22 protein-coding genes are annotated in these 24,344 nt (G+C 46.4%); all 22 read right to left on the minus strand.

What is annotated here, in order from left to right; all coding sequences use genetic code 11:
* Window positions 1-146: 146 nt before the first annotated feature.
* On the minus strand, window positions 147-1,397 hold the full coding sequence (locus ACWJJ4_RS15625) for a competence/damage-inducible protein A (protein WP_454021800.1): 1,251 nt from the start codon (window positions 1,395-1,397) through the stop codon (window positions 147-149).
* 17 nt (window positions 1,398-1,414) lie between these two features.
* A complete protein-coding gene (gene pgsA / locus ACWJJ4_RS15630) occupies window positions 1,415-1,996 on the minus strand; it encodes a CDP-diacylglycerol--glycerol-3-phosphate 3-phosphatidyltransferase (protein ID WP_003154147.1) in 582 nt (193 codons plus the stop codon).
* A 73-nt stretch (window positions 1,997-2,069) separates the two neighbouring features.
* A complete protein-coding gene (locus ACWJJ4_RS15635; protein ID WP_070081839.1) occupies window positions 2,070-2,969 on the minus strand; it encodes a helix-turn-helix domain-containing protein in 900 nt (299 codons plus the stop codon).
* An 18-nt stretch (window positions 2,970-2,987) separates the two neighbouring features.
* Window positions 2,988-3,779 (minus strand): DUF3388 domain-containing protein, encoded by a 792-nt coding sequence (locus ACWJJ4_RS15640; RefSeq protein WP_003154149.1) that lies wholly within the window; start codon window positions 3,777-3,779, stop codon window positions 2,988-2,990.
* 127 nt (window positions 3,780-3,906) lie between these two features.
* On the minus strand, window positions 3,907-4,164 hold the full coding sequence (locus ACWJJ4_RS15645; RefSeq protein WP_003154150.1) for a DUF3243 domain-containing protein: 258 nt from the start codon (window positions 4,162-4,164) through the stop codon (window positions 3,907-3,909).
* A 75-nt stretch (window positions 4,165-4,239) separates the two neighbouring features.
* Window positions 4,240-4,968, minus strand: a complete 729-nt coding sequence (ymfI, locus tag ACWJJ4_RS15650; protein ID WP_454021801.1) for an elongation factor P 5-aminopentanone reductase — start codon at window positions 4,966-4,968, stop codon at window positions 4,240-4,242.
* Between the two features lie 58 nt (window positions 4,969-5,026).
* Entirely contained in the window at window positions 5,027-6,313 is a 1,287-nt protein-coding gene (gene yfmH, locus ACWJJ4_RS15655; protein ID WP_454021802.1) for an EF-P 5-aminopentanol modification-associated protein YfmH, read from the minus strand.
* Entirely contained in the window at window positions 6,310-7,590 is a 1,281-nt protein-coding gene (gene yfmF / locus ACWJJ4_RS15660; protein WP_014305019.1) for an EF-P 5-aminopentanol modification-associated protein YfmF, read from the minus strand. The genes yfmH and yfmF overlap by 4 nt, the downstream gene beginning before the upstream one ends.
* Before the next feature lie 151 nt (window positions 7,591-7,741).
* Window positions 7,742-10,861 (minus strand): MMPL family transporter, encoded by a 3,120-nt coding sequence (locus ACWJJ4_RS15665; RefSeq protein WP_173612754.1) that lies wholly within the window; start codon window positions 10,859-10,861, stop codon window positions 7,742-7,744.
* Complete coding sequence (locus ACWJJ4_RS15670; protein ID WP_003154157.1) at window positions 10,861-11,316, minus strand: MarR family winged helix-turn-helix transcriptional regulator; 456 nt, start codon at window positions 11,314-11,316, stop codon at window positions 10,861-10,863. The genes ACWJJ4_RS15665 and ACWJJ4_RS15670 overlap by 1 nt, the downstream gene beginning before the upstream one ends.
* A 106-nt stretch (window positions 11,317-11,422) precedes the next feature.
* Window positions 11,423-12,652: an MFS transporter gene (locus tag ACWJJ4_RS15675; protein WP_071391824.1), complete on the minus strand. Its 1,230-nt coding sequence runs from the start codon at window positions 12,650-12,652 to the stop codon at window positions 11,423-11,425.
* A 111-nt stretch (window positions 12,653-12,763) separates the two neighbouring features.
* Complete coding sequence (locus ACWJJ4_RS15680) at window positions 12,764-13,489, minus strand: GntR family transcriptional regulator (RefSeq protein WP_015388224.1); 726 nt, start codon at window positions 13,487-13,489, stop codon at window positions 12,764-12,766.
* Between the two features lie 124 nt (window positions 13,490-13,613).
* Window positions 13,614-15,974, minus strand: a complete 2,361-nt coding sequence (locus ACWJJ4_RS15685) for an FtsK/SpoIIIE family DNA translocase (protein WP_025649451.1) — start codon at window positions 15,972-15,974, stop codon at window positions 13,614-13,616.
* 134 nt (window positions 15,975-16,108) lie between these two features.
* Window positions 16,109-16,318: a YlzJ-like family protein gene (locus ACWJJ4_RS15690; RefSeq protein WP_003154161.1), complete on the minus strand. Its 210-nt coding sequence runs from the start codon at window positions 16,316-16,318 to the stop codon at window positions 16,109-16,111.
* Window positions 16,315-17,052, minus strand: coding sequence for a ClpP family protease (locus ACWJJ4_RS15695; protein WP_025851243.1), 738 nt, complete (start codon window positions 17,050-17,052; stop codon window positions 16,315-16,317). The genes ACWJJ4_RS15690 and ACWJJ4_RS15695 overlap by 4 nt, the downstream gene beginning before the upstream one ends.
* Window positions 17,053-17,167: 115 nt before the next feature.
* Window positions 17,168-18,835 (minus strand): ribonuclease J2, encoded by a 1,668-nt coding sequence (rnjB, locus tag ACWJJ4_RS15700; RefSeq protein WP_003154163.1) that lies wholly within the window; start codon window positions 18,833-18,835, stop codon window positions 17,168-17,170.
* 178 nt (window positions 18,836-19,013) lie between these two features.
* On the minus strand, window positions 19,014-19,883 hold the full coding sequence (gene dapA, locus ACWJJ4_RS15705; protein ID WP_003154166.1) for a 4-hydroxy-tetrahydrodipicolinate synthase: 870 nt from the start codon (window positions 19,881-19,883) through the stop codon (window positions 19,014-19,016).
* 30 nt (window positions 19,884-19,913) lie between these two features.
* A complete protein-coding gene (dapG, locus tag ACWJJ4_RS15710) occupies window positions 19,914-21,128 on the minus strand; it encodes an aspartate kinase (RefSeq protein WP_025649453.1) in 1,215 nt (404 codons plus the stop codon).
* An 87-nt stretch (window positions 21,129-21,215) separates the two neighbouring features.
* Complete coding sequence (asd, locus tag ACWJJ4_RS15715; protein WP_003154169.1) at window positions 21,216-22,256, minus strand: aspartate-semialdehyde dehydrogenase; 1,041 nt, start codon at window positions 22,254-22,256, stop codon at window positions 21,216-21,218.
* Window positions 22,257-22,390: 134 nt separating this feature from the next.
* Window positions 22,391-22,981 carry a dipicolinate synthase subunit B gene (gene dpaB / locus ACWJJ4_RS15720; RefSeq protein WP_007409809.1) on the minus strand — a complete coding sequence of 197 codons (591 nt, stop codon included), beginning with the start codon at window positions 22,979-22,981 and terminating at the stop codon, window positions 22,391-22,393.
* A 2-nt stretch (window positions 22,982-22,983) separates the two neighbouring features.
* Window positions 22,984-23,874, minus strand: a complete 891-nt coding sequence (gene dpaA, locus ACWJJ4_RS15725; RefSeq protein ID WP_025851250.1) for a dipicolinic acid synthetase subunit A — start codon at window positions 23,872-23,874, stop codon at window positions 22,984-22,986.
* 156 nt (window positions 23,875-24,030) lie between these two features.
* Window positions 24,031-24,288, minus strand: coding sequence for a YlmC/YmxH family sporulation protein (locus tag ACWJJ4_RS15730; RefSeq protein WP_003154176.1), 258 nt, complete (start codon window positions 24,286-24,288; stop codon window positions 24,031-24,033).
* Between the last annotated feature and the right edge of the window lie 56 nt (window positions 24,289-24,344).

Below are 24,344 nucleotides of genomic sequence, written 5' to 3' on the forward strand. Positions count from 1 at the left end.
CACTACATATACTATACCTTGTTTACTGGCATTTGCCAAGAAAAAAGCGAACGCATATTCGGATTTTTTCCGCGTTCGCTTTTCTGCAAAAGAGCATAATTTCCCTTATAAAACTTAAAAATCAGAGAAAACGGCTCTTTAAAACTTTATTTTTGATCCAGCATTTTTAAAATGAGATGGCAGCCGTATTTAGCGGCGCGCTTTCTGATTCCGGTTCTTGAGCCGGCAAAGTGAAATTCGTGCACCTCTTCTTTTCCTTCCGCTGAAATGCCGATAAAGACGCGGCCCGCCGCATGCCCTTCCTGCGGGTCGGGACCCGCAACCCCGGTAAAGCTGATGCCGATATCGCTTCCGGTCAGCTTTCTCACACCGGCTGCAAGCTCTTTCGCACACTCTTTGCTGACCGCTCCGCTTTCTGCGAGCGTCTCAGCTTTCACGCCGAGCACATGCTGTTTCACGCTGTCGGAATAGCAGACAACGCCCCCTGCAAATAGTTGAGACGCACCGCTTAAATCAGTCACCCACTCTGAAAACAGGCCGCCTGTAAAGCTTTCGGCAGAAGAAATCGTGATTTTGTTTTGTCTGCATGCTTTTGAAAGCTCCTTCACCAGGGACGTATCATCATATCCGTAGAAAAATTCACCGACACGTTCTAAAATGGCGGCTTCCGTTTCTTTTAAAAGCCGTTCTGTTTCTTTTTCGTCAGCATGTTTCGCCGTTAAACGCAGCGTGACCTCGCCGTCAGCAGCAAGCGGCGCAATCGTCGGATTCGTCTGCGCGTCAATGATATCTTCTAAATCAGCTTCAAGCTGGGATTCACCGATTCCGAAAAACCGCAGCACGGTTGAAACGATTTTCTCATTAGAACCGAGCTTTTTAAGAAGCAGCGGCTTCGCTTCATTTTCAAACATCGGACGCAGCTCGCTCGGCGGTCCGGGAAGCAGCATATAAAGCCTTGAGCCGTGCTCTGCAAGCATTCCCGGCGCCATGCCGAAATGATTCGCCAAAACGTCCGAGCCCTCAATGACGAGCGCCTGTTTGCGGTTATTCGGCGACATGGTCCGTTTTGTTTTCGCGAAATATTCTTCGATCGACCGGAATGCTTCGTCATTCAGAACGAGCGGGCGCCCCAGTGTGTTTGCAATGGTTTCTTTCGTTAAATCGTCTTTGGTCGGCCCGAGGCCGCCTGAAAAAATAATCAGGTCTGAGCGCTCTTCGGCAATGCGGATGACTTGCTTAAGCCGCTCCGGATTGTCACCGACAGCGGTATGGTAAAACACGTTTACACCGATTTCCGCCAGCTCTTTACTGATAAACTGCGCGTTCGTATTGGCGATCTGGCCGAGCAGAAGCTCCGAGCCGACCGCAATGATTTCTGCTTTTTTTGCTATTTCCATCTTTAAGTCCTTCTTCCTTAGTTAGATGTTTTTAACGCATCCCAGTTCTTCGCAAAATAATCCCAGCCGGAAATGACTGTGAAGAGCACGGCCACCCATAAAGCGATATCGCCGAACGGGAAAGAAACGAGCTCAAACGGAAGATTATGCAGCAAAAGCGCGGCAACAGCGATGATCTGGGCCCATGTTTTAATTTTCCCCAGCATATTGGCGGCTACAACTTCCCCCGTTCCCGCCAGCACAAGTCTTAATCCCGTTACGGCAAATTCGCGGCTGATGATGATGATGACCATCCACGCCGGCGCAAGGTCAAATTGCACAAGCGTAATTAATGCCGCGGACACCAGCAGTTTGTCAGCCAGCGGATCTAAAAATTTCCCGAAGTTTGTCACGAGGTTCAGTTTTCTGGCGTAGTAGCCATCCACCCAGTCAGTCGTTGATGCGATAATGAATAAAACAGCTCCCGTAAGATGCGCGACCGGAATCGATTCATCCCCTATATGAACGCTGCCCCAATGAAAAGGAACAAGCATGATAATCATAAATACAGGAATTAAAGCGATTCTTGCCAGTGTGATTTTATTCGGTAAGTTAAACATAAAGCCCCTCCAATAATATGTACTCGGACGTGAAGAAAAAGTCATCTTAATCGTTCAGATGACTTTTCCCCTTTTATTTTTTCATCTTGATTGTGATGGTCTGCGCCATCACATCATGCGGATTGAGTTCATAGGACAGAACCTCTCCGTTGATTTTAATTTTCAGGTTAGGGGCATAGCCCGTGCGGATTTCAATCTGCTTTTGATCCGTGACGTCTTTTTTAAAGGTTTCGCCTTTTTGCAGCGTTCCTTCTTTTAAAGAACCGCCGCTGTCATCCCGGACGCGGATCCATGCGCTGTCAGAAGCAATCAGTTCAAGCTTATACTTATCTGCCCCGGAGACGTTGTATGAAGAAGCCGAGCCTTCCGTTCCGGCCGCTTTGATCTCCGTCTTATCGCTGCTTTTTTCTTTCTTTTTCTGCTCTGACGCTTTTGTGTCCTTTTTGTCTTTTTTGCTGTCAGATTGCGCTTCGTCGTTTGTATTGCCGTCGTTTTTCAGCGCAGAATCCTTAGGAATCTCATACTTGCTCTCACTTTGGGTGACGGCCTTATCTCCGTCTGTCTGCCCGGATTTGCTCATTCCGAACTGAATAATCGCATAAATGATCGCGATGACGAGAATGACACCGATGACGACAAGGACGGTCGGAAGCCATTCCGCCGCCTTTGAAGCGGACTTAGGAAGCTCCCTTTGCATGGCGAGACCGGAGATTTTTTCCGACACATCGTCATGGTACGTGTTAGGGATGTCTTTTTTATATTCTTCAAATAACTGATCTGAATCAAGCCCGACAGCTTCAGCGTATTGCTTGATAAACGCCCGCACATAAAAATTGCCGGGAATGACGTCATAATTGCCTTCTTCCAGAGCGGTTAAGTATCTTTTCTGAATTTTCGTCGCCGCCTGGAGTTCATCCAATGACATCCCTTTTTCCTCTCTGGCTTCTTTAAGCCGGATTGCTAATTCTGTCACAACAAACACCTTCCAATATTAAAAATCAAAGCTTGAAAAACCGGTCTGATCAAACATTTGCGGTTCTTCTGCATGTTCATATGTAATGACTTCGTCAGGATCATTTCTGAGTTCGATAATATAATCGAAATCATCGAGCGTATACTCCGAATTTTGAACAAAAATATCGGGGTGCTCCACGACCTTTGTCGCCGGAAGCCGCATAATTTCACTGACGAGCTGAAGATGGCGCTCAGATCCCCGTCTTGTCGAAACGATGCCGTCGAGGATAAACACGTTTTCCGTGCTGTATTCATCGGCAACCAGCTGGCTCCGGATCGTTTGTTTTAGCAGCGTTGATGATACGAAAAGCCATCTTTTGCTGGCACAAACGCTTGACGCAACGATGGACTCCGTTTTTCCGACCCTCGGCATTCCTCGGATTCCGATCAGTTTGTGCCCTTCTTTTTTAAACAGCTCGGCCATAAAGTCAACCAGAAGACCGAGCTCGTCCCTTTCAAAACGGAAGGTTTTTTTGTCATCGGCATCACGCTGAATGTATCTTCCGTGACGGACTGCGAGACGGTCGCGAAGCCTCGGTTCTCTCAGCTTCGTTACTTTAATGGTCTCCATTGTTTTTAAAATTGATTCCAATCGTTTAATTTGATCTATATGCCGGCATCTGAGCAGCATTCCCCTTCTGGAAAGGTCGACACCGTTAATTGTGACAATATTAATTGACAGCATCCCGAGAAGAGATGAAATATCCCCGAGCAGGCCGGGGCGGTTCACTTGAATTTCATATTCAAAATACCATTCGAGCTTTGCCAAATGATATACCCCCTCCATTGTGGCAAATTTTTACCTTCCTTTATCATAAAACATTTTTCTCTAATTAGAAAGAAGAATGTTGCTCTATAGAGGAAAACATAAAAAAAGAGAGGAGAAATCCCCCCTCTTAATGAGTGCTGTTATTTTCAACAAGCTTCACCATCATATTTGCGATGGCGCGCTGTTCATCTTCAGAAGCAACGCTCCAAAGATCAGCAAGCACTTTTTCCTGATGGTTTTTCGAGTCGACTTCGTTCGCAAGGTAACCGCCGATTTCTGTAGCGAGGTCAGTGATCGTTTCATCACTCATCCCTTTTTCCTGCGCATAGTTCAATCTGTCGCCAAGGAAATTCTTCCAATTATCCCAGTTTTCTAATACTGACATGTTGGGTTCCTCCATTTCATCTGTTGTTACAAAATTATTTTGTCCGTGCAGATGCAAACTATACACACATTTTTTTCAGCAGTGCCAGCCGCCGTTTACGGATAATATATGCCCCGTAATATAGGAAGCCTTGTCCGATAATAAAAAGGCCGCCGCTTCGGCGATTTCCTCCGGCTTCGCCAGCCGGCCCGCGGGAATTTCCTCTGCCAACGCTTCTTTTTCATCAGACGTGAACTGATCAAGCATATTTGTATCAACGGCACCCGGCGAGACTGCATTCACGCGGACGCCGCTCGGAGCGAGCTCTTTGGCAAGCGCTTTGACGAACGAATGCTGCGCTCCTTTGACCATGCTGTATAATACCTCGCACGATGCGCCTGTTTCTCCCCAGACGGAACCGATCGCGACAATGCCCCCGCTTTTTTTCCGGATCATGCCGGGCACCAGATTACGCGCCAAAAGAAACGGACTCGTCACATGCAGCTGCACCATCTCCCGCGCCGTGTCATCCGTAACGTCCGTAATCAGGCCGAAATGACTTTTGCCGCTGTTTAATATCAGAGCATCCACAGGATGCTTAACGGAACGGCTGAGTGTCTCCGCGCCATCCGGTGAGGACAGATCAGCCTGTATAACGGAGGCTTTTACGCCGAATGATGCGCTCAGCCTTTCCGCAAGCCTGTGTGCGGCTTCCTTATTAGAATGATAATGCAAAAGGACGTCATATCCGTTTTTTGCGAGGACTTCACTTATACTTTGTCCGATTCCGCCGCTTGCTCCGGTTACGAGCGCTGTCTGTTTCATCAATCAATACTCCTTCTTTCCCCAGAAAAACATCCCTCAGGGCGTGAGGGATGTTTTGTTATGATTTTGGCACGACTTTGCAGACTGTCAGCCTGTCTTCTGACATTTCTTCTTTAATGACCCGCTTTACGTCTTCCAGGGTGATCTGCTCCAGTACGGTTACGACATCAAACAGACTCATATCTAAAAAGGCGTAGCGTGTGAATTGGTTGGCAATATATTCAGGTGAATTGAGCGCTTTTAAAAATGACCCGATTTTCTTTTTTCTCGCAAGGTCAAGTTTTTCCGCAGTCACGGCTGATTCTGCATCAAGCAGCATCTGTTTTAATTCGTCAGCGAGCTTATCCGGCTCCGGTGTATCTCCTCCGACAGAGGCAAAACCGAATCCGTATTCAGCCGTGTAATCAAAGCTGAAGGTTTCATCAATGTAGCCTTTATCGTACAAGTTGCCGTAATGCGGTGAGCTTTTTCCGAAGAGACATTCAAGCATGAGGTTCATGCTGAGCTCGTGCTTCAACAGCTCCCGCCCCGTTTTATAAGGGTCTTTCGCCTTTAAACCGACAAGACATTTTGAGCCTTGCACGTTCATTTTTAATTCCTGCTCCCGGCGGAAAACCGCTTCCTGCTCCTGAACCTCTTTACGTTTGATTTCAGGCTGGTCTGTAAACGGCTTTTTCTCCTGGTTTTTCCGCACCTGGCTGATGACCGCTTCAGGATCTGCGGGACCGACGATAAAGAGCAGCATATTGCTCGGGTGATAAAACGTTTCGTAGCACTCATACAGCAGATCTTTCGTAATATGAGAGATGCTCTCCACCGTTCCGGCAATGTCAATTTTCACGGGGTGGTCTTTATACATATTTTCGATAAGGCCGAAAAACAGCCGCCAATCCGGATTATCATCATACATATTGATTTCCTGGCCGATGATGCCTTTTTCTTTTTCAACTGATTTTTCCGTGAAATACGGGTCCTGAACAAAATCCACGAGTGTTTCCAGGTTTTTCTCTACATTAGAAGTGCTGGAGAACAGATAAGCGGTTCGTGTAAATGATGTAAAGGCATTTGCCGACGCCCCCTGCTTACTGAAGTCCTGAAACACGTCGCCGTCCGCTTTTTCAAACAGTTTATGCTCCAGAAAATGCGCGATTCCGTCAGGGACGTGTACCATTTCTTCCTTATTTAAAGGAACGAATTGATTGTCAATGGAACCGTACTTTGTCGTAAACACGGCGTATGTTTTATTAAAACCCTGTTTCGGCAGCACATAGACATCAAGGCCGTTTGCCATTTTTTCATGATACAGCGTTTCCTGAAGCTGTTCGAAGTTTATCGGTTTAGTCAAGATGCTCCCCCCGTCCCTTTTAAGAAATAAGTCGTATCCAGCTTAATGTTCTTTCCGACATTGATAATGTCCTCTTTTGTCACTTTCTCGATATTGTCGAGGAAAGTTTCGATCGGTATCTCCACTTGGGCTGAAGCCTGCTGATACAGAAATTCCGCTAAGCCGTATGCCGTATCAATCGTTTCTAACACTTGGTTTTTAATAACGGCTTTCGTTTGGGCGATATCGTCCTCTGAAAAGTCACCGTTTTGCATAGCCTGAAATTGTTCTTCGATTATGGTGACGGCCTGCTTATAATTTTTCACCTCAATGCCCGACATGACCATCAAAAGCCCTTTGAAGCTTTCCACCCTTGAGGCTGCATAATAGGCGAGGCTCGCTTTTTCACGGACATTTATAAACAGCTTTGAATGAGAGAACCCCCCGAACAGCCCGTTAAACACCTGCAATGCCGGATAATCCGGATCTGTGTATGTCGTATTGGTCCGGAATCCGATATTCAGCTTGCCCTGCTTGACGTCCTCTTCATCAATGACTTCCTTCGGATCGGGCTGTTCATTCGCCGCGCTTCTTTCAAAAGGCTGCAGCTCCCGTTCTTCCGTTTTAAAATACGTATCAACGGCCGTTTTCACCTGATCTGAATCAACATCGCCGATGACATACAGGTCCAGCTGATCTTCGCGTATGGCTTTTTGATAGGCTTCATACAAATCTTGCGGTGTAATGTGTTCAACATCATCGAACTCGCCGTTGACGTGAAGGGCATACGGTTCGCTTTTGCACATTTCCTGAACGAGACGCAGATTAGAATATCTCATCTTATCATCATATACGGCTTGAATCCGCTGTTTCAGCGTCCGTTTTTCCTGCGTGACATAAAGGGGCAGGAAGGCGCCGTTTTCCAAAGCGGGCGAAAAGACAAGCTCTGATAAAAGCTGAAGGCCTTTTTCCAATAACGGTGTGCGGTCCTTCAGATACTTTTCGTTAGGAATCTCAAGTCTGAACGTAATGACATGACGTTCTCCCTTTTTTGTCAGATCAGCTGAAACGGATGTGCCGTACAGCTCATCAAAATAAGAACGCAGATCAGCGGTTTTCGGGCGGCTTTCTGTTCCGCGCAGAAGCACATGCGGAAACAGCGCCCTTTTTGTTACAAGCTCTTTCGTTAAAGGAGCCAGCATTTTAAACGTCAGCGAAACGGTTTTAAATTTCTCAGTCTTTACGATATGGGCGGTGATCCCGCCGTGCTTTGACTTCATTTCATTTACATAAGTCATGTGAAACCTCCTTCGTTCATTCTTTAATAGTATGTATTATGACCAAATTTCAGCATTCGCAAAAAAGAGTGCGCAGATGTAATTATATCAACTGGAGGATTTATAAGGAAACAAAAAACCTCTGCCCGAAAACAGGCAGAGGCATTGTACGTTATTTTTTCAAATTGAAAGGCCACCAGTTGGCTCTTCCGAATATTTTCACCATGACCGGTACAAAAAACGGAAGGACGACAATTGCGTACATGAGAAGGCCAGTTAATACCACGGTTGCAATCTGTAATAAGGAAAGAACGCCTGACGGCAGCATGGCCGCAAAGGTTCCCGCTAAAATAATCGCCGCAGAAATGATGACGGAACCCATATTTTTCATACTGCTGATCATTGCGGGCCCCGTTCCTTCTTTTTTCAGCTCATTAAAGCGGTCCATTAAAAAGATGGAATAATCCACACCAAGAGCCATCAAAATAACAAAGCCGAAGAACGGTACGGCCCAGTTTACGCCCGGATACCCGAAGAAGTGTGTAAAGATGTATTCCGTCACGCCGATGGATGCGAAATACGTCAGTACGAGCGACGCCACTAAATAAACAGGCATAATGAGAGAGCGCAGCATCATGATGAGAATCAGAAAAATTCCCGCCAGCATAAACATTGCCGTCCGTTTGAAGTCTGAATCCGATACTTCTTTCAGATCGGCATTCATGCTGGAGACTCCCGAAACGCCGAAAGAGGCATTCTTCAGATCCGTGTTCGGAATGGCTCTTTTTACGCTCGCTTTGATCGCTTGAATATCTTGAATGGCCGTATTTGAGTAAGGATTGTTATCAAGAACGACGGTCAATTCTGTCGTTTTTCTGTCATCTGACATGTACGTATTAAACACGCTTGTGAAATCACTGTTTGTCAACGCGTCTTTCGGCACAAACCAGCCTGTCATTTCTTTATCTGACGCCTTGTGAAGCTCACCCAGGTAATCATTCGCCCCCATCATGCCGCTTGATACTTTCTTAAGCCCTTTTACACTATCGTTAAGGCCTGAAGAAAGATCGCTGAGCCGGGAAGAAAAATCACCGAGACCGCTCTTCATTTTTTTCTGACCCTCCGCGAGCTGTCCTGCCGCCGATTCAAGGCGCGGCATTTGTCCTGCAAGAGCCCCCTGTCCGTCTGACACTTGCTGCAGACCGTTTTCAATACTGGTCAGTCCATTGATCATTGCGTTAATTTGAGTGTCAATCTTCTTCTGTGCGGCTGCCAGCCGGGCAAATTGTTTTTCCGCTTGCTGCAGATGATCCTTTTGACTGTCGACCTGTTTAGAAAACGCTTCTGCATCCGCGTTTGCCTTGGAAACGGCTGACTGTACACCCGTAAAGGCCGATTTGATTTCTTTGTAAGAGGGATCGGTTTTGACTGACGGTATTGACGCTTCCAATTTTGCAAACGGCAGCCGGGCAAGCTGCTTGTTCAAATCGGCAAGCTGTCTGCTGGCTTCATCTTTCATCGGCAGGACGGTTTTTACCAATTTTAAAGCGTTTTGCGTTTCTGAAGCGAGACCGCTGTTTTGTTTGAGCTGTGAAGTCAGCATTTGTTTTTGCTCTTCAATCTGATTTCTCATCTGGGCGACGCCGGCTTTATTCTCATTCACGCCAGCCTGCAGTTTATTCAGGTTTTCTCCTATATCAGAAAGCCCGGATTTCAGAGACAATGTTCCGTTAATAAGCTGATTGACGCTTTTCCCCGACTCTTCGATCTGCGGCTGTGAATCAGCTAACGACTTTGCGGCATGCCCTAATCCGTCCGTGATTTTTTCAAGTCCTGTATTGCCTTTATCAAGCCCTTCTTGAAGCTGCTTTGCCTGATTTGTGACAAATAATTGATTCAATCCGTTTCCGGCAGGGCGCGTGGCGCTTCTGACCGTTTTTACACCCTCTGTTTTTTCAAGTTCTCTGCTGATTTTTTCGATATCAATCAGGTGTTTTTCGGTATTTAATGGCTCATCATTTTTGATGACGACTGTGGCCGGAAGAAGTTCTCCCGGGCCGAATGCGCCTGAAATCGTATTAAACGCGCGGACGGATTCATATTTGTCCCCGATTTCGTCAAGGCTGTTGTAAGATAGCGATCCTTTGTAAAGAAGGATAGGCGGGACGGTGAATACCGCAACGATTGCAAGACTGATGAGCGGCCTTTTAAATGAAAACCGCCCTGCCGTTTCCCATGCTTTGCTTTGAGGATGGGAAATATCGCCCTTAACAGGCCAAAACAGTCTTTTTCCTAAAACAGCCATAAAAAACGGCACGATCGTCATGAGCGCAAGCAGCAACACCGCGACACCGACCGCAACGGCGGCTGCCGACTGATACAGCTTAAATGTCGCAAATCCGATGCAGGCAAATCCGATCAGCACCGCACCGCCGCTGTACAAAACCGTCTTTCCGGCCGTTTTGTAGGTGACGACGATCGCTTCTCTTATATCAGCGCCATGCGACAGTTCTTCTTTAAATCTGCTGAGAAGCAGAATGCAGTAGTCTGTACCGATTCCGAACATAATCGCAACCATGAAAATCTGCGTAAAAGTTGAGAGCGGAAAATTCAGCTGGCCGACTAAAAATGCGACAATCGACTGGCTGACTAAATAAGATATCAATACAGATAAAAGCGGCACAAACGGAGCGACCACTGACCGGAATACAAGGATCAGCACGATCAGGATAAAAGCGACCGTTATATATTCAGTCTTTTTCAAGCCGTCCTGTGAGCTTTTTAACACATCTTCGTCGATCAGCGACTGGCCTGTAATGCTGTATGATACGCCGTACGGTTTCAGCTCTTTATCAATTTTATTTTTTATTTCGAGGATATCGTTTTTGGATGTATCAAGCTGCAGCTGAACGAGCATCGTTTGTCTGTCTTTTGACAGCAGCTGTTTTTTGATGTCGTCATTTTTCTCCCCGAAGTATGAAGTCACCGTTTTAATCTGAAGCGCTTTTTTCTGTTCAGACAAAGTGCTGACGGCTTCTTCCAGACGATCTTTTTTGTCTGTCATTAAGCCTTTTTCGTGAAATACGATGACGGCAGAAGAAGACGGTGCATCTGAATCAGACATTTCATCAAGCAATTCATGGGCATAAGAAGAGGAATATCCGTCCGGTACGGAAATCTGCCCTTTCTCCCGTGTCAATTCAGCCATATCAGGCGCTGTAAGCATAAATATCACCGTTGCGGCGATCCATAACGCGGCGATGATCCAGCGGGCTCGGATAATGTTTTTCATTATGTCTGCTGATCCTCCTCTGTCATCATCAATCGATATAATTTTTCATATGTATTAACGAACATCTCCGCCTCGTCTTCATCAAAATACATAATATATGAACGGACGAGTTCCTCAATCCGCCGCTCCACACGGTGAAATACTTCCGTCCCCTTTTCCGTGACATTTAAAAGTATGCTCCGGCGGTCGCTTTGGCTGCGTTCTCTATTGATGTAGCCTTTTTCATACAGGCGGTTCGTCATCGATGTAATGGCGCTTTTGTTGACGTGGCACACCGCGGCCAGTTCAATTGATTTGCAATCCGGATTGAGCATAATATAGCGGAGTATGTAATATTGATCCAATGTCAGCTCTTTGTTCACTTTTTCAGCGATAATGCTGTCAATTTTTTTTAAGACGTGCAGGTATACATCGGAATAACGCTGAATCAGCTGCTTTACTTTTTCTTCATGCACCTTTTCCCCCTCCTTCCAATAGTTAAAATGTTTAACTATTAAAAAGGATAACGACTTGACGGTATCATGTCAATCTTCAAAATAAAATAAAAAAAGACAGTGCAGATTACACCGTCTTTAATGATTCCTTTTTTTCTTTTTCTTGTGATGAGATATTTAACAGCGCTAAAAATACAGACACAATGCCGCAAAAAGCGGATAAAATAAAAATCAGCCAGCCTGCATTTGACATCAGGGCAGCAAAGATCGGCGGTCCCGCCGCTACTCCGATAAACCGCATGCTGTTATAAAATGAGGTGATGGTTCCCGATTCCTCGTTGTCTACGCCTTCTGTGATGACAGCGTCTAATGCCGGTAATGCTATTCCGATACCGATACCGCTGACACACAAAAAGATAAATAATAAATAAAAACTGTGATTCCACCATAGGCCGATAAACGACAGTGTCACGGCACTCATTCCGAAAACAATGCAAAACTTCATTTTGCCTTGGTCTTTCCCGATTTTTCTGCCTGATATATATGAACTGACGGATAGAAATAAAAGCGGGATTGCCAAAAGCGCTCCTTTAGCCACACCGTCAATTCCGTATTTCTTCTCCAGTGAGTCTGATAAATAAAAAAGAACCCCGAACAGCAAAAACATAATCACGCAGCCGATGATAAATACCGTAAAGAGCCAGCGTCCGTCACGCTTAAATATGCGGCCGACATTTTTCACAAATTCGGAAATAGAAGGCGCTTCTTTTTGTTTCTCCGGCTTTGCCACCAAAAACAATACGAGAAAAAAACTGATGAGCGAAAAAAACGGAATGAACCAAAACGGCATAAACCAAAACCATGCAGCCAAGAGCGATCCGAGAATCGGGCTTAATACTTTCCCGGCCGTGTTTGACGTCTCAATGTCGCCGAGCCCCGCGGTAATCCGCTCATCATCCCCTTTGAATAAATCACCGATAAACGGCATCACTACAGGAGCCGCCCCTGCCGAACCGATTCCTTGCAGCACCCGTCCCGCCAAAATAATGGGATAAGGATGCTTGAACGCGGTGGAAGCTATCGCGGCAAGCGCTCCGCCCGCACCGGCTATGAGAAGACAAGGCAGAAGAACCTTTTTTCTTCCGAATTTATCGGACAAATATCCGGCAATCGGAATACAAATAATCGCCACAATCGAATAGACCGTTATAATTAACGATACTTGAAAAGACGATATGGACAGCTTCTTTTCAATCATCGGAAGCACAGGAATCAGCATGGAATTCCCGAGTGTCATCACGAGCGGTACAGAAGCCAGAGCAATGATATTTTTTGTTCCATTTTTCTTCTTACTCAACTTATTCACCCATTCACTATACTTGGTTGTTTCCTGTTTTATTGTGCCTTGCGGAAAACAAAGTATGTATTGAAGCGGCAAATAAAAAAACAGACACATGACGCGTCTGTCTTAAAAACGTTTTCTTACAACATGAAAACTGAACTTATCAGCCCGGAAATAATTTAATGAATACAGCACAGGTTCATCATTCTGATTATAGTGGGTTTGCTTCAGCAATAAAAGCGCCGTCTCCGGCTCGCATTCCAAAACCGGTGAAATCGTATCGTGATATCCGATCGGTTCGATATCAGCAACGGCATAGCTGATCACAGACCCGGAGTTTTTTTCCAAAAGATCAAAAATAGATTCCTGTTCATGACAGAAAGAATTCGGCAGAATGTGCATCGGAATCGTATCTAAACAGTAAACGACCGGAGTGCCGCTTGCCGTTCTCACGCGTTCCAAATAAAAAAGCTCCTGCTCAGGCTCAAGCCGGAATCTAGCGATATCTTCATCAGACGGCGTGATGACCTGAGACGACAAAAAAATCGTACCCGGCACCATGTTCGCCTGCTGAATCATTTTCGTCACGCTGTTGAGCTGTTCAATACCTGAAAGAAACAGCGGTTTTGTATGGACGAAAGTGCCCACACCGTGCCTTCTGATAATCACATGCTCCTCTTCAAGGATACGCAAAGCTTCACGCAGAGTTGCCCGGCTGACACCCATAGATTTTGAAAGCTCAAATTCAGAAGGAAGCTTTTCCTTTTCGGTGTAAATTCCGTTTTGTATATCCTCTTTGATTCGCTCAATCACTTTTAGGTACAAGTGACGATTGTCAGCTTTTGTAGACATGTTTCCCCTCCGTAAACCACTTTCATAAATTATTGAACAATTGGGACAACTATATCATGTTTTAATAAAAAAATAAATAGGAATGATTTTGGTGATATCATTTTCAGTGAAAACTCTCTCCTTTTTAAGAAGAGAGCTCATCATATTGTTCCTTAGATAATAGTACTTCCCTCGGTTTGCTTCCTTCATACGGCCCGACGACGCCCCGTTCCTCCATTGCGTCAATCAGACGGGCTGCTCTCGTATATCCGATTCTGAACCGCCTTTGAAGCATGGAGACTGATGCCGTCTGCATGCCGATAATCAAATCGACCGCTTCGTCATAGAGATCATCCGTTACTTCACTGTGTGTTTCCGACACTTCTTCCGGAATCATCTCTTCTTGATACTGCGCTTTTTGCTGCGTAATCACATGATCGACGACATGCTCAACCTCTTCATCCGATAAAAATGCTCCCTGGACCCGGACAGGCTTATTCGCGCCTACAGGCAGAAACAGCATGTCTCCGCGCCCCAGAAGCTTTTCAGCGCCGCCCATGTCTAAAATTGTCCGTGAATCGGTCTGAGATGAAACACTGAAGGCAATTCTTGACGGAATGTTGGCTTTAATAACACCGGTAATAACGTCAACTGAAGGCCGCTGAGTCGCGATAATCAAATGAATTCCCGCCGCCCGCGCCATCTGTGAAAGTCTCGTAATTGAATCTTCCACGTCGGACGAAGCGACCATCATCAGATCGGCAAGCTCGTCAACGATGACGACGATGTACGGCAGCTCAGGCTGCTTGACTTCTTCTTCGGCATTTGACCGCTTAATATGGTCGTTATAGCCTTCTATATTTCTCGTACCCGTATGGGAGAACAGCTCATAGCGGCGCTCCATCTCATTGACGACCTTTTTCAAAGCCTGCGAGGCCTTTTTCGGATCTGTCACGACTGGCGCAAGCAGATGAGGAATGCCGTTATACACATTCAGCTCAACCATTTTCGGGTCAATCATCATCATCTTCACTTCATGCGGTTTGGCCCTCATCAGAATGCTCGTAATAATACCGTTGACACAGACGCTTTTTCCGCTTCCCGTTGCCCCCGCTACGAGCAGGTGGGGCATTTTGTTCAGTTCGGCAAGCACGGCTTCCCCGGAAATATTTCGTCCCAAGCCGATCAGAAGCTTCGCGTCCGGCTTGTCATTGAGCTTGGATTCAAGCACTTCTTTTAACGAAACCATCGCAACTTCAGCATTGGGCACCTCGATGCCGATTGCTGATTTACCCGGAATCGGCGCTTCTATCCGGATATCCTTGGCGGCAAGCGCGAGCGCGAGGTCATCGCTCAGATTCACGATTTTACTGACTTTGACCCCGACGTCCGGATACACCTCATATTTTGTGACCGCCGGGCCGAGATGAACTTGGGTCACTTTCGCCTTTACCCCGAAGCTTTGAAAAGTCCGTTCGAGTTTTCTTGCATTCTCGTAAATGTTTTTCTTATCGGTCTGCTGGCCGGTATGTTTCGGGTCAGCCAGAATATCCAATGAAGGCATTTGATAATCTTTATTTTCAAGCTCTGTAAACGTCATCGGCGGAGCGGCAGCCGTTTCGTCACTGTCTTGAGCGCCGCCGGAAGGCTCATCTTTTGCCGCTTGCGCCGTCTCCTGCGTTTTTTCCGGAATCAGCGGTTCGACGCGTTCTTCCTGACGGTCTGAAAAGCTTGAAATAATCGGCTCTGAATGGATGATCGGCGAAATGATTTCCTCATCCTCTTCTTCGGGCTCAGGCATTTCTTTTTTCTTTTGAACCCGTTTTTGTTTTTTGCCCGATTTGGTTTTTGTTTTCGGCGAAGACATATTCGTTCTGACCGTCTTCATATCCTCAAGAAATGCCTGCCATTGGCCGCGGATAAACCGGCCGACGGGGCTCGTCCACTTTTTGAGCGTTTCCTGCAGTGAACGCCCCGTTACAAGAATCAGCCCCATTAAGATCAGCACGATCGCCATGATCTGTGAACCCGTTGATGCAAATAAAAAGTGGGAAGCTGCAAACAGTACCGCGCCGATCATGCCGCCGCCCAAATCAGGGGAAGCAGCCTGCTGTTTCATGTCAATCATAAACAGCTCCCACGTGTTGCCGATGACACTTGCCGACCGAATCGACCCGTGATGAGACAGATTTTTAAAGAGCTGCACGTGAGACAGCAGCAAAATACTGGCGATAATACAGTACAACCCCGCCTTTCTTCTCGTTAAAAGGCTTGGACTCTTCTTTTTCCAAAACAGCGAAATTCCGAGAAGGAAGAGCGCAATTAAGCATAAAATAAACCACTCTCCGGCAAAAAAACGGAACAAGTACACAAATGTCTGTCCCACAACGCCGAGCTGCAAAACAGCAATAATCGAGATTGCAACACAGAGCAGTCCGCTTAGTTCGTATTTTAGATTGAGCTTACTCTCTTGTTTCTTTTTAGATTTCCGTTTTTTCTTTGCCACACTCATCACCTTACTGCGTTAAAAAATGTAAAATCATACATCATGAAGAAAAGCAGCCTTTTGCCGGCTGCATTTTTCTGTAGGATTCCCCTATTATAGCATATTTTGCCCCCGAGAAGCGGACTGAATGCCGGTTAGATTTTCAGCTTGATTTTTTGTCCCGGAGCGATGTCCGGATTCAGAAAATCCATCGGGTTCGTACTTAAAATCTGTACGACTTCAGCTTCATTTCCCTTCATCTCAACTAGCAGCGGCACACCGGCGTAATCTACCTGTTCATGCACGCTTTGCTCTATATCCTGACCGTAAACGACTTCTTGGGGCATGACGGTATAAAGGATCATTGAATCATCCTTCCTTCCTCGCCCTTTCGTTCCTCAATCAGCTGATTCAGCTTTTTTATCGCCTGTCCGACGCCGCCCACGTCATCAATTAGTCCGTAATCAGCCGCATCTTTGCCGACTACGTTCGTTCCGATGTCCCTGGTTAAGTTTCCTTTTGAAAACATCAGCTCTTTGAATTTTTCTTCGGAAATATTTGAATGATGGGTCACAAAGTTGACAACCCGCTCCTGCATTTTATCCAGGTATTCAAACGTTTGCGGAACACCGATAACCAGACCTGTAAGCCGAACGGGGTGAATGGTCATTGTCGCTGTCTCCGCGATAAAACTATGATCACATGACACGGCGATCGGCACACCTATGGAGTGGCCCCCGCCGAGTACGATTGAGACGGTCGGTTTTGATAAGGATGCGAGCATTTCCGCAATCGCAAGCCCCGCTTCCACATCGCCTCCGACGGTGTTTAAGATGATCAGAAGTCCTTCGATTTTCGGATTTTGCTCAATGGCGACGATTTGCGGAATGACATGTTCATATTTGGTTGTTTTATTTTGCGGCGGGAGCTGGACGTGCCCCTCAATTTGGCCGATGATCGTCAGGCAGTGAATATTGGTATCTTGGGACATTTGCGGCAGAGATGTCTCTCCCAGCTGCTGAATTTTGCTCATAATGCTGTCTTTCGCATCTGATTTTTCGGGCTGCTGTTCCTCGGTGTTTTCCATACGATGATCCATTTTATCTTTCACCCTTTCCGAATGTCTCTTTGTATTATGAACAAAGATGATGATTTCCATCCGGGACATGAACAAAAACAAAGCCGGAGCATGATGCGCTCCGGCTTTGTATACATTATACTTCCATAATGATCGGAATGATCATCGGCTTGCGTTTTGTTTTTTCATAAAGGAATTGATTCAGCGCATCACGCATTGCTTGTTTCAGCGTGGACCATTCTACGGCAGATGTTTCCGTCGCTTCAGTCACGATAGAGCGGACGAGCTCAGTAGCTTGTACAATTAACCCCTCTGATTCTCTGACATACACGAAACCGCGCGTAATGATCTCAGGGCCTGAAACAAGGTTCTTCTTCTGCTTATCGAGTGAAATCACGACGATGAGAATGCCGTCTTGTGACAATAAGCGGCGGTCTCTCAGCACGATGTTGCCGATGTCGCCGACTCCGAGGCCGTCAATCAGAACGTTTCCGTATGTGACTTTATCCCCGATTTTCACATTCTGGCCGCGGAATTCAACGACGTCACCTTTTTCAATCAAGAAAATATCGCTGCGTTTCATGCCGATCTCTTCTGCGATTTTGGAATGCGCTTTTTGCATTCTGAATTCACCGTTAACCGGAATTAAATATTTCGGTTTCAGCAAATTAAGCATGAGTTTCAATTCTTCCTGCGAACCGTGACCGGACACATGCACTCGTTTTTGGGCGAAAATGACTTGAGCGCCGGCGCGGGCAAGCAGGTTGACGGTTTTGGAATATATCAATTCATGCCCCGGAATCGGTGTTGATGCAATGACAACGGTGTCTCCTTCTTCAATGTTAAGCTGCTTGTGCGCCTGCTTGGCCATTCGCGTAAGAGCGGCCAGCGGCTCACCATGACTTCCGGCTGTAACAATTGCCACGTCCCGCTTCGGATATTTTTTCACATCTTGCACAGGAATAAACATTTCATCTTCGGCTTCAATATAGCCGAGCTTGCGTCCAAGCTGAAGCACGTTTTGCAGATTTTTTCCGGCGATTGCAAGTTTGCGGCCGTTCTGGACGGCAGCCTGTATCACTTGCTGGATCCGGTTGATATTAGACGCGAATACAGCAATGATGACACGGTTTTCTGAATTGTTCATCGCATCGGAAATTTCACCGCTTACATATGCTTCTGACGGAGTATACCCCGGGCGCTCCGCATTGGCGCTGTCAGAAAGCAGGGCGAGCACGCCGCTGTTTCCGATTTTGGCAATTTCGCCAATATCACATGATTGATGATAAGCAGGCGTCTGGTCAAATTTGAAGTCTCCCGTGCATACAATAGAGCCAAGTGATGTTTTGAAGCTGACTCCCACTGAATCCGGAATACTGTGGATCGTTTTAAAGAACGATACTTTCGTTGATTCAAATGTAATGACTGATTTAGAGTGAACTTCACGTAAATCAGCTTTTCGATTATGCCCGTACTGCTTGAGTTTTTCTCTCAGTAATGCAAGCGTAAGCTTCGTTCCGTATACCGGCACCGACAGCTTGTTCAATAAATAAAAGACGCCCCCGATGTTTTCATCGTGCCCGTGTGTCAGAAAGATGGCCTTCACGCGGTCAGCCCGTTCTACTAAGTAGGAAATATCCGGAATGACGACATCAATACCGAGCATTTCATTTTCAGGGTGCATCAGACCTGCATCCACTACAAATATGTCTGAGTCAATTTCAATGACATATAGGTTCTTCCCAATTTCTCCGACGCCGCCAAGGGCGATAATTCTGACGTTTTCTGTATTTTTCTTTTTCAAAATCTGTATCCTCCTAGTCTCATACCCGTCCATCATCACTTGTTCCTATTATAACTGATATCAATTTTAGAAAACAAGAAGAAGCGGAAGGTTTAGGGAAAACCAATATGTATACAAAACGGTCAAACTCACGATAAAAATGAGAATGACCGCGTATTTCAACTGTATAAATTTTTTCTTACAGTTCGCTGATGACGCTGCTCAGGCTCAGACGTTCATCTTCATTCAGCGGGATAAGAGGAAGACGCACAGATCCGACATCAAGGCCTTTCAGCTGCAGCGCCGTTTTGACCGGAGCCGGATTAGGCGCTTTAAAGAGCTCCTTCATGATCGGCAGAAGCTTCTGATGAATCAGTGCCGCGGTTGCCGTCTGCCCGTTCGTATAGTTTTTAATCATCTGCTGCATGTCAGAACCCACAATATGGCTGGCCACTGACACGACTCCTCTTCCGCCGACTGCAAGAATAGGAAGCGTTAACCCGTCATCACCTGAATAGACGTAAAAATCTTCCGGTGTTTCGGCAATGATTTTCGTAATGGCATCAAGATCGCCGCTCGCTTCTTTAATCGCAGAGATATTCGGAATCTCCGCAAGTCTGATGGCCGTTTCCGGCGCAAGCGAAGCGACCGTTCTGCCCGGCACGTTGTAAAGCATCACAGGAAGAGACGTTTCTTCAGCTATGGCTTTAAAATGACGGTACATCCCCTCTTGGGAAGGCTTATTATAATACGGCGTGACAAGCATAACGCAATCGACGCCGGCTTCTTCAGCTTTTTTTGTCAGTTTAATGGAGTCTTTCGTATTGTTGCTTCCCGTACCCGCAATAACAGGCACGCGTCCGTTCACTTCTTTGACTGTAAATTCAAAGAGTGCAATTTTTTCTTCCGTTGAAAGTGTCGGGGATTCGCCGGTCGTGCCTGCGACGACTAAAGAATCCGTGCCGTTTTTCAACAAATAGTCGATTAATGTAGACAGTTTTTGAAAGTCTACATTCCCTTTACTGTCAAAGGGGGTAATCATCGCTGTAGATATATTTCCGACATTCATTTTTTTCACCTCATCATGATTCAATCACATTTACTTTGAAAGTTCAAACACTTCATGCAGCGCATTTACGGCCGTTACCATATCTTTTTCATGAACGAGCACCCAGATCGTCGTATGGCTGTCGGCAGATTGCAGAATCGGAATGCCTTTATCAGAAAGTGCGGAGACGATTTTTGACGTGACACCCGGAACACCCATTATTCCGGCGCCGACCGCTGACACTTTCGCACAGCTTTCCGTCACTGTCGGTTCATATCCTAATTCAGCCAAAATGCTGCGCGCGGCTTCCGTTTTACTGCCGGCTACGGTATATACGATTTCACTCGGCGTAATGTTAAAGAAATCTACGCTGATTCCGGCATTTGCCATTGCTTTAAAGACTTCAGTCTGAACGTTGTATTGCCCCATTTTGGCGGGAACCTTAAATTGCGTCACATCTTTCACATGGGCGATCCCTGTAATCAGCCGTTCGAATACATCGCTGCCGACGTTAGACGAATGATGGGACGTCACCAAAGTGCCTTTGTCTTTTGAATAAGTGGAGCGCACGCGGATCGGCACCTTTGCCTGCATGGCGATTTCCACCGCGCGCGGATGAATGACTTTCGCGCCTTGATAAGCAAGGTTGCAGATTTCCGTATATGTGACATTCGGAAGCGGCTTAGCATTTTCCACGATTCTCGGATCGGCTGTCATAACGCCTTCCACGTCCGTAAAAATGTCGATAAACTCAGCATCAACCGCCGCGCCGAGCGCCGCCGCTGATGTATCGCTTCCTCCTCTGCCGATCGTCGTCGTGTCGCCTTTTTCAGTCGCTCCCTGAAACCCTGCGACAACGACGGCATCATGGCTGGCGAGTGCAGCGAAAAGCCGCTCTGTTTTCATTTCTATAATTTTGGCGTCAGTATGCTGGGCATTGGTTAAAAAGCCGGCCTGGGCTCCTGTTAAAGCTGCGGCTTTTATGCCGTTTTCCTTCAGCATGCTGGAAAAAACAACGGACGAAATCGTTTCTCCGCAAGACAGAAGCATATCCTGCTCTCTCGGAGAAATGTCGGACTGGCTGCCGTAAAGGAGCCCGATTAAAGAATCTGTCGCGTACGGGTCTCCTTTTCTTCCCATCGCCGATACGACAACGACAACCTTATAACCTTCACTTATGGCATCTTTAATGTGTGCTAGCGCAAGCTTGCGGCCTTTGTCATCTTTTACGGATGTTCCGCCGAATTTTTGAACAATGATCTTCACTATTTTCACTCCAAATTAGTCTACGTAACAGAAGAGAGCAGGCAGAGCCTTACTCTCTTCTGTTCGCCTATAGAAAATACGTTTGTTTTATACGAGGTTCAGTTTTTGCAGGCTTTCCGCGATTTGAACTGAGTTCCAAGCGGCGCCTTTTAACAGGTTATCAGAAACAACCCACAAATGAAAACCGTTTGCTCTGTCCAAATCTTTCCGGATTCTTCCTACAAATACATCGCGTTTGCCGACGCAATCAGCAGGCATCGGGTAAAGCTGCTCCGCCGGATCATCCTGAAGCGTAACACCCGGAGCTTCTTTTAAAAGCTGTTTAATATCTTCAACGGTTGCGTCATCACGGTCAAGCTCAATGTAAACAGATTCTGAGTGCCCTGTTTCAATCGGCAGTCTGACACATGTCGCAGCCACTTCCAGCTTCGGCATATGCATGATTTTTTTCGTTTCATTAATCATTTTCATTTCCTCAAACGTATAGCCGTTGTCTTGGAATTTATCAATTTGCGGAATGGCGTTAAATGCGATTTGATAATGCTTTTTGTCGCCTTTAACCGGCATAATGGACGGTTCTGCGGGTTCATTGTTTAAAATCGCCTTTGTCTGGCTGTACAATTCTTTCGCCGCTTCATTGCCGGCTCCGGACACAGCTTGGTAAGTAGATACAATGACTTTTTTCAAACCGTACGCTTTGCGGATCGGTTCAAGCGCAGCCACCATCTGAATCGTTGAACAGTTAGGGTTGGCGATAATGCCGTTATGTTTGTGCAGATCACCTTCGTTCACCTCAGGCACCACGAGCGGTGTATTTTCGTCCATACGGAATGCGCTCGTATTGTCAATCACGATGGCTCCCCGTTTTACAGCCTCAGGCGCCAAGCTTTGTGATACGCTTCCGCCAGCGCTGAATAACGCGATATGAACGCCTTCGAAGCTTTCAGGAACAGCTTCCTGCACTGTATATTCTTCGCCTTTAAACGTTACTTTCGTACCAGCAGAACGCTTTGAGGATAGTAGTGTGAGTGTTTCGATTTCAAAGTTTCTGTCTTCCAGTGTTTTCAGCATTTGCTGTCCTACGGCTCCCGTCGCTCCGACAACTGCTACGTGTAATCCTCTTCCCATCTGTAAAACTCCTTCCGCCAATTAAGCATCATTTGTTGAATTGACTTTGCATTTTACGTTTTATTTTACCATAGAATAGTCACGGATTGACCGAATTTTTTTATTCCGGAATGATTTTCTGTCATCATGATTTTTTATTCATGATGGTGTACGAGCACCGGCTGAACCTGCTGGTGCAAAAGAGCTTTTTCTACCGTAATCGGAAGGAGATCCATTCTGGCGACGAGCGATGTCGGTTTTTTCACGTGGTCATCCTGGCCGAACGGGATGAAATATATGTTTTTTGCGGACATCAGCCTCATTAAATTCGTTCCGTTTAAACCGAGTCCGTCATTTGTTGAAATTCCGAGCACGACCGGCCGGCCGTTGCGGATCGTGGCTTTCGCAGCCATAAGGACGGGGCTGTCAGTCATCGCATTTGCGAGTTTGCTCATTGAATTTCCGGTTAAAGGGGCGATGACCATGCAGTCGAGCGGAAGTTTCGGCCCGAGAGGCTCCGCTTTTACGATGGAATCAATCGCCTCAAAGCCTGTTGCTTCTTCAATTTTTCTGACCCAATCTCCCCCCTCCCCAAAGCGGGTATCGGTCGATTGAACGGTTGACGTCACGACCGGCCGGACTTCAGCTCCTTGACTGATAAGCGCCTCTATTTGCGGAAAAACTTCCTCATATGTGCAATGCGAGCCGGTTAATCCGAATCCGATTCTTTTCCCTTTCAGAGACATGGCTATTTCCCCTCTTTCTTTAAGTCTGCCAAAAGCTTGCTCAATACGTTCGCAATAATCTGTCCGGCTGTTTTCGGGGCCACAATTCCCGGAAGACCCGGAGCAAGCAGCGCTTTAATGCCTTGTTTTTCAGCATATTTGAAATCCGTTCCGCCCGGACGGGATGCTAAATCCAAAATCAAGGTCTTCGGCGTCATGCGCGATAAAACGCTTTGATTCAGAATCAAGCTCGGTACGGTGTTAATGCAGATATCAATATCATTTACATGTTCAGTAAGCTCTTCAAGTTGAAAAGGAGAAAGCCCCATTTCCGATATACGGGCTAAATGAGCCGAACTCCGCGCGCCCACTTTTACTTTCGCCCCTAACGCTGCAAACGTCCGGGCGATCGTCATACCGGTGCGCCCCATGCCGAGAACGGCGACATTTGATCCGTGAATGGTATAATCCGTATGCTGAATCGCCATCATGATTGTTCCTTCAACAGTGGGAATCGAGTTGAATATCGCGATGTCGTCCCGCTCAAATAATTTCACAAGCTTACGGCCGGCTTCGCTGGCGATCCCCTCAAGATATGCATTGGAGATGCCTGAATAAATGACGCAATGCTCCGGTGTCCGCTCAAGATAGCTCTGCTTTAATACCACTTCTTCATTTGAAAAAACCGTGGAAACAACGCCTTCTCCGGTCGTTGCCGATACAGGCAGGATGATACTGTCTATTTTTTGAAAGGGAATCTCATCAATTTTGCATTTGACGGTTCCTGTAAAACCGTCATCCAATTGGTCAAACCCTGCAAGATAAATATCGGCATGCTGTTCTGTCAGCTTTCTTATAATCTCAAGCTGTCTTGCGTCACCGCCAATGATCGCAATTGTTAATCCGGTTAACATCTGAAACGTTCACCTTCTTTACAGTTACTGGATCTTTTAAGTGTCATCCTCCTCTTCATCGTATGTGCAAAGAGAAAGGGCGGTGAATGTACAGCGTCTTTTTCATGAAAAAAGCACCGGCTGTATGAGCCGGTGCTTGCAAAAAATGAATAAGATCTACTCTTCGGGAGGCGTGATCTCCCCCGGAACGTCTAAAATGATCATGTCTGACCCGATTTTTTGGATATGGTTCCAGGGGACGCGGATGTCGTGGCCTTGTTTTCGCAGTCCGAACCATTTTACCGTCGGTATCAACAGCGCGGTAATTTGTCCGTCCTGTTCATTAATTTCCAAATCGGTCTGGCCGAGCACGCCGAGCCGCTCTGCACGTTTAATGTCCACAATTTCTTTACCTGACAGTTCACTGAGCCTCATGATAGCCACCCCCTTGTACTATATGACCCGGAGCAAAAAAAAATGCCTGCCCCGTA

The organism is Bacillus sp. JK62 (assembly GCF_053663455.1).

What these genes read in the sequence shown, in the direction of transcription:
- ACWJJ4_RS15625 (WP_454021800.1), bottom strand. Translation starts at nt 1,397, where the DNA reads ATGGAAATAGCAAAAAAAGCAGAAATCATTGCGGTCGGCTCGGAGCTT.
- pgsA (WP_003154147.1), bottom strand. Translation starts at nt 1,996, where the DNA reads ATGTTTAACTTACCGAATAAAATCACACTGGCAAGAATCGCTTTAATT.
- ACWJJ4_RS15645 (WP_003154150.1), bottom strand. Translation starts at nt 4,164, where the DNA reads ATGTCAGTATTAGAAAACTGGGATAATTGGAAGAATTTCCTTGGCGAC.
- ymfI (WP_454021801.1), bottom strand. Translation starts at nt 4,968, where the DNA reads ATGAAACAGACAGCGCTCGTAACCGGAGCAAGCGGCGGAATCGGACAA.
- yfmF (WP_014305019.1), bottom strand. Translation starts at nt 7,590, where the DNA reads ATGACTTATGTAAATGAAATGAAGTCAAAGCACGGCGGGATCACCGCC.
- ACWJJ4_RS15665 (WP_173612754.1), bottom strand. Translation starts at nt 10,861, where the DNA reads ATGAAAAACATTATCCGAGCCCGCTGGATCATCGCCGCGTTATGGATC.
- ACWJJ4_RS15680 (WP_015388224.1), bottom strand. Translation starts at nt 13,489, where the DNA reads ATGTCTACAAAAGCTGACAATCGTCACTTGTACCTAAAAGTGATTGAG.
- ACWJJ4_RS15690 (WP_003154161.1), bottom strand. Translation starts at nt 16,318, where the DNA reads ATGATCCTTTATACCGTCATGCCCCAAGAAGTCGTTTACGGTCAGGAT.
- ACWJJ4_RS15695 (WP_025851243.1), bottom strand. Translation starts at nt 17,052, where the DNA reads ATGGATCATCGTATGGAAAACACCGAGGAACAGCAGCCCGAAAAATCA.
- dapA (WP_003154166.1), bottom strand. Translation starts at nt 19,883, where the DNA reads ATGAATGTCGGAAATATATCTACAGCGATGATTACCCCCTTTGACAGT.
- asd (WP_003154169.1), bottom strand. Translation starts at nt 22,256, where the DNA reads ATGGGAAGAGGATTACACGTAGCAGTTGTCGGAGCGACGGGAGCCGTA.
- dpaB (WP_007409809.1), bottom strand. Translation starts at nt 22,981, where the DNA reads ATGTCTCTGAAAGGGAAAAGAATCGGATTCGGATTAACCGGCTCGCAT.
- dpaA (WP_025851250.1), bottom strand. Translation starts at nt 23,874, where the DNA reads ATGTTAACCGGATTAACAATTGCGATCATTGGCGGTGACGCAAGACAG.
- ACWJJ4_RS15730 (WP_003154176.1), bottom strand. Translation starts at nt 24,288, where the DNA reads ATGAGGCTCAGTGAACTGTCAGGTAAAGAAATTGTGGACATTAAACGT.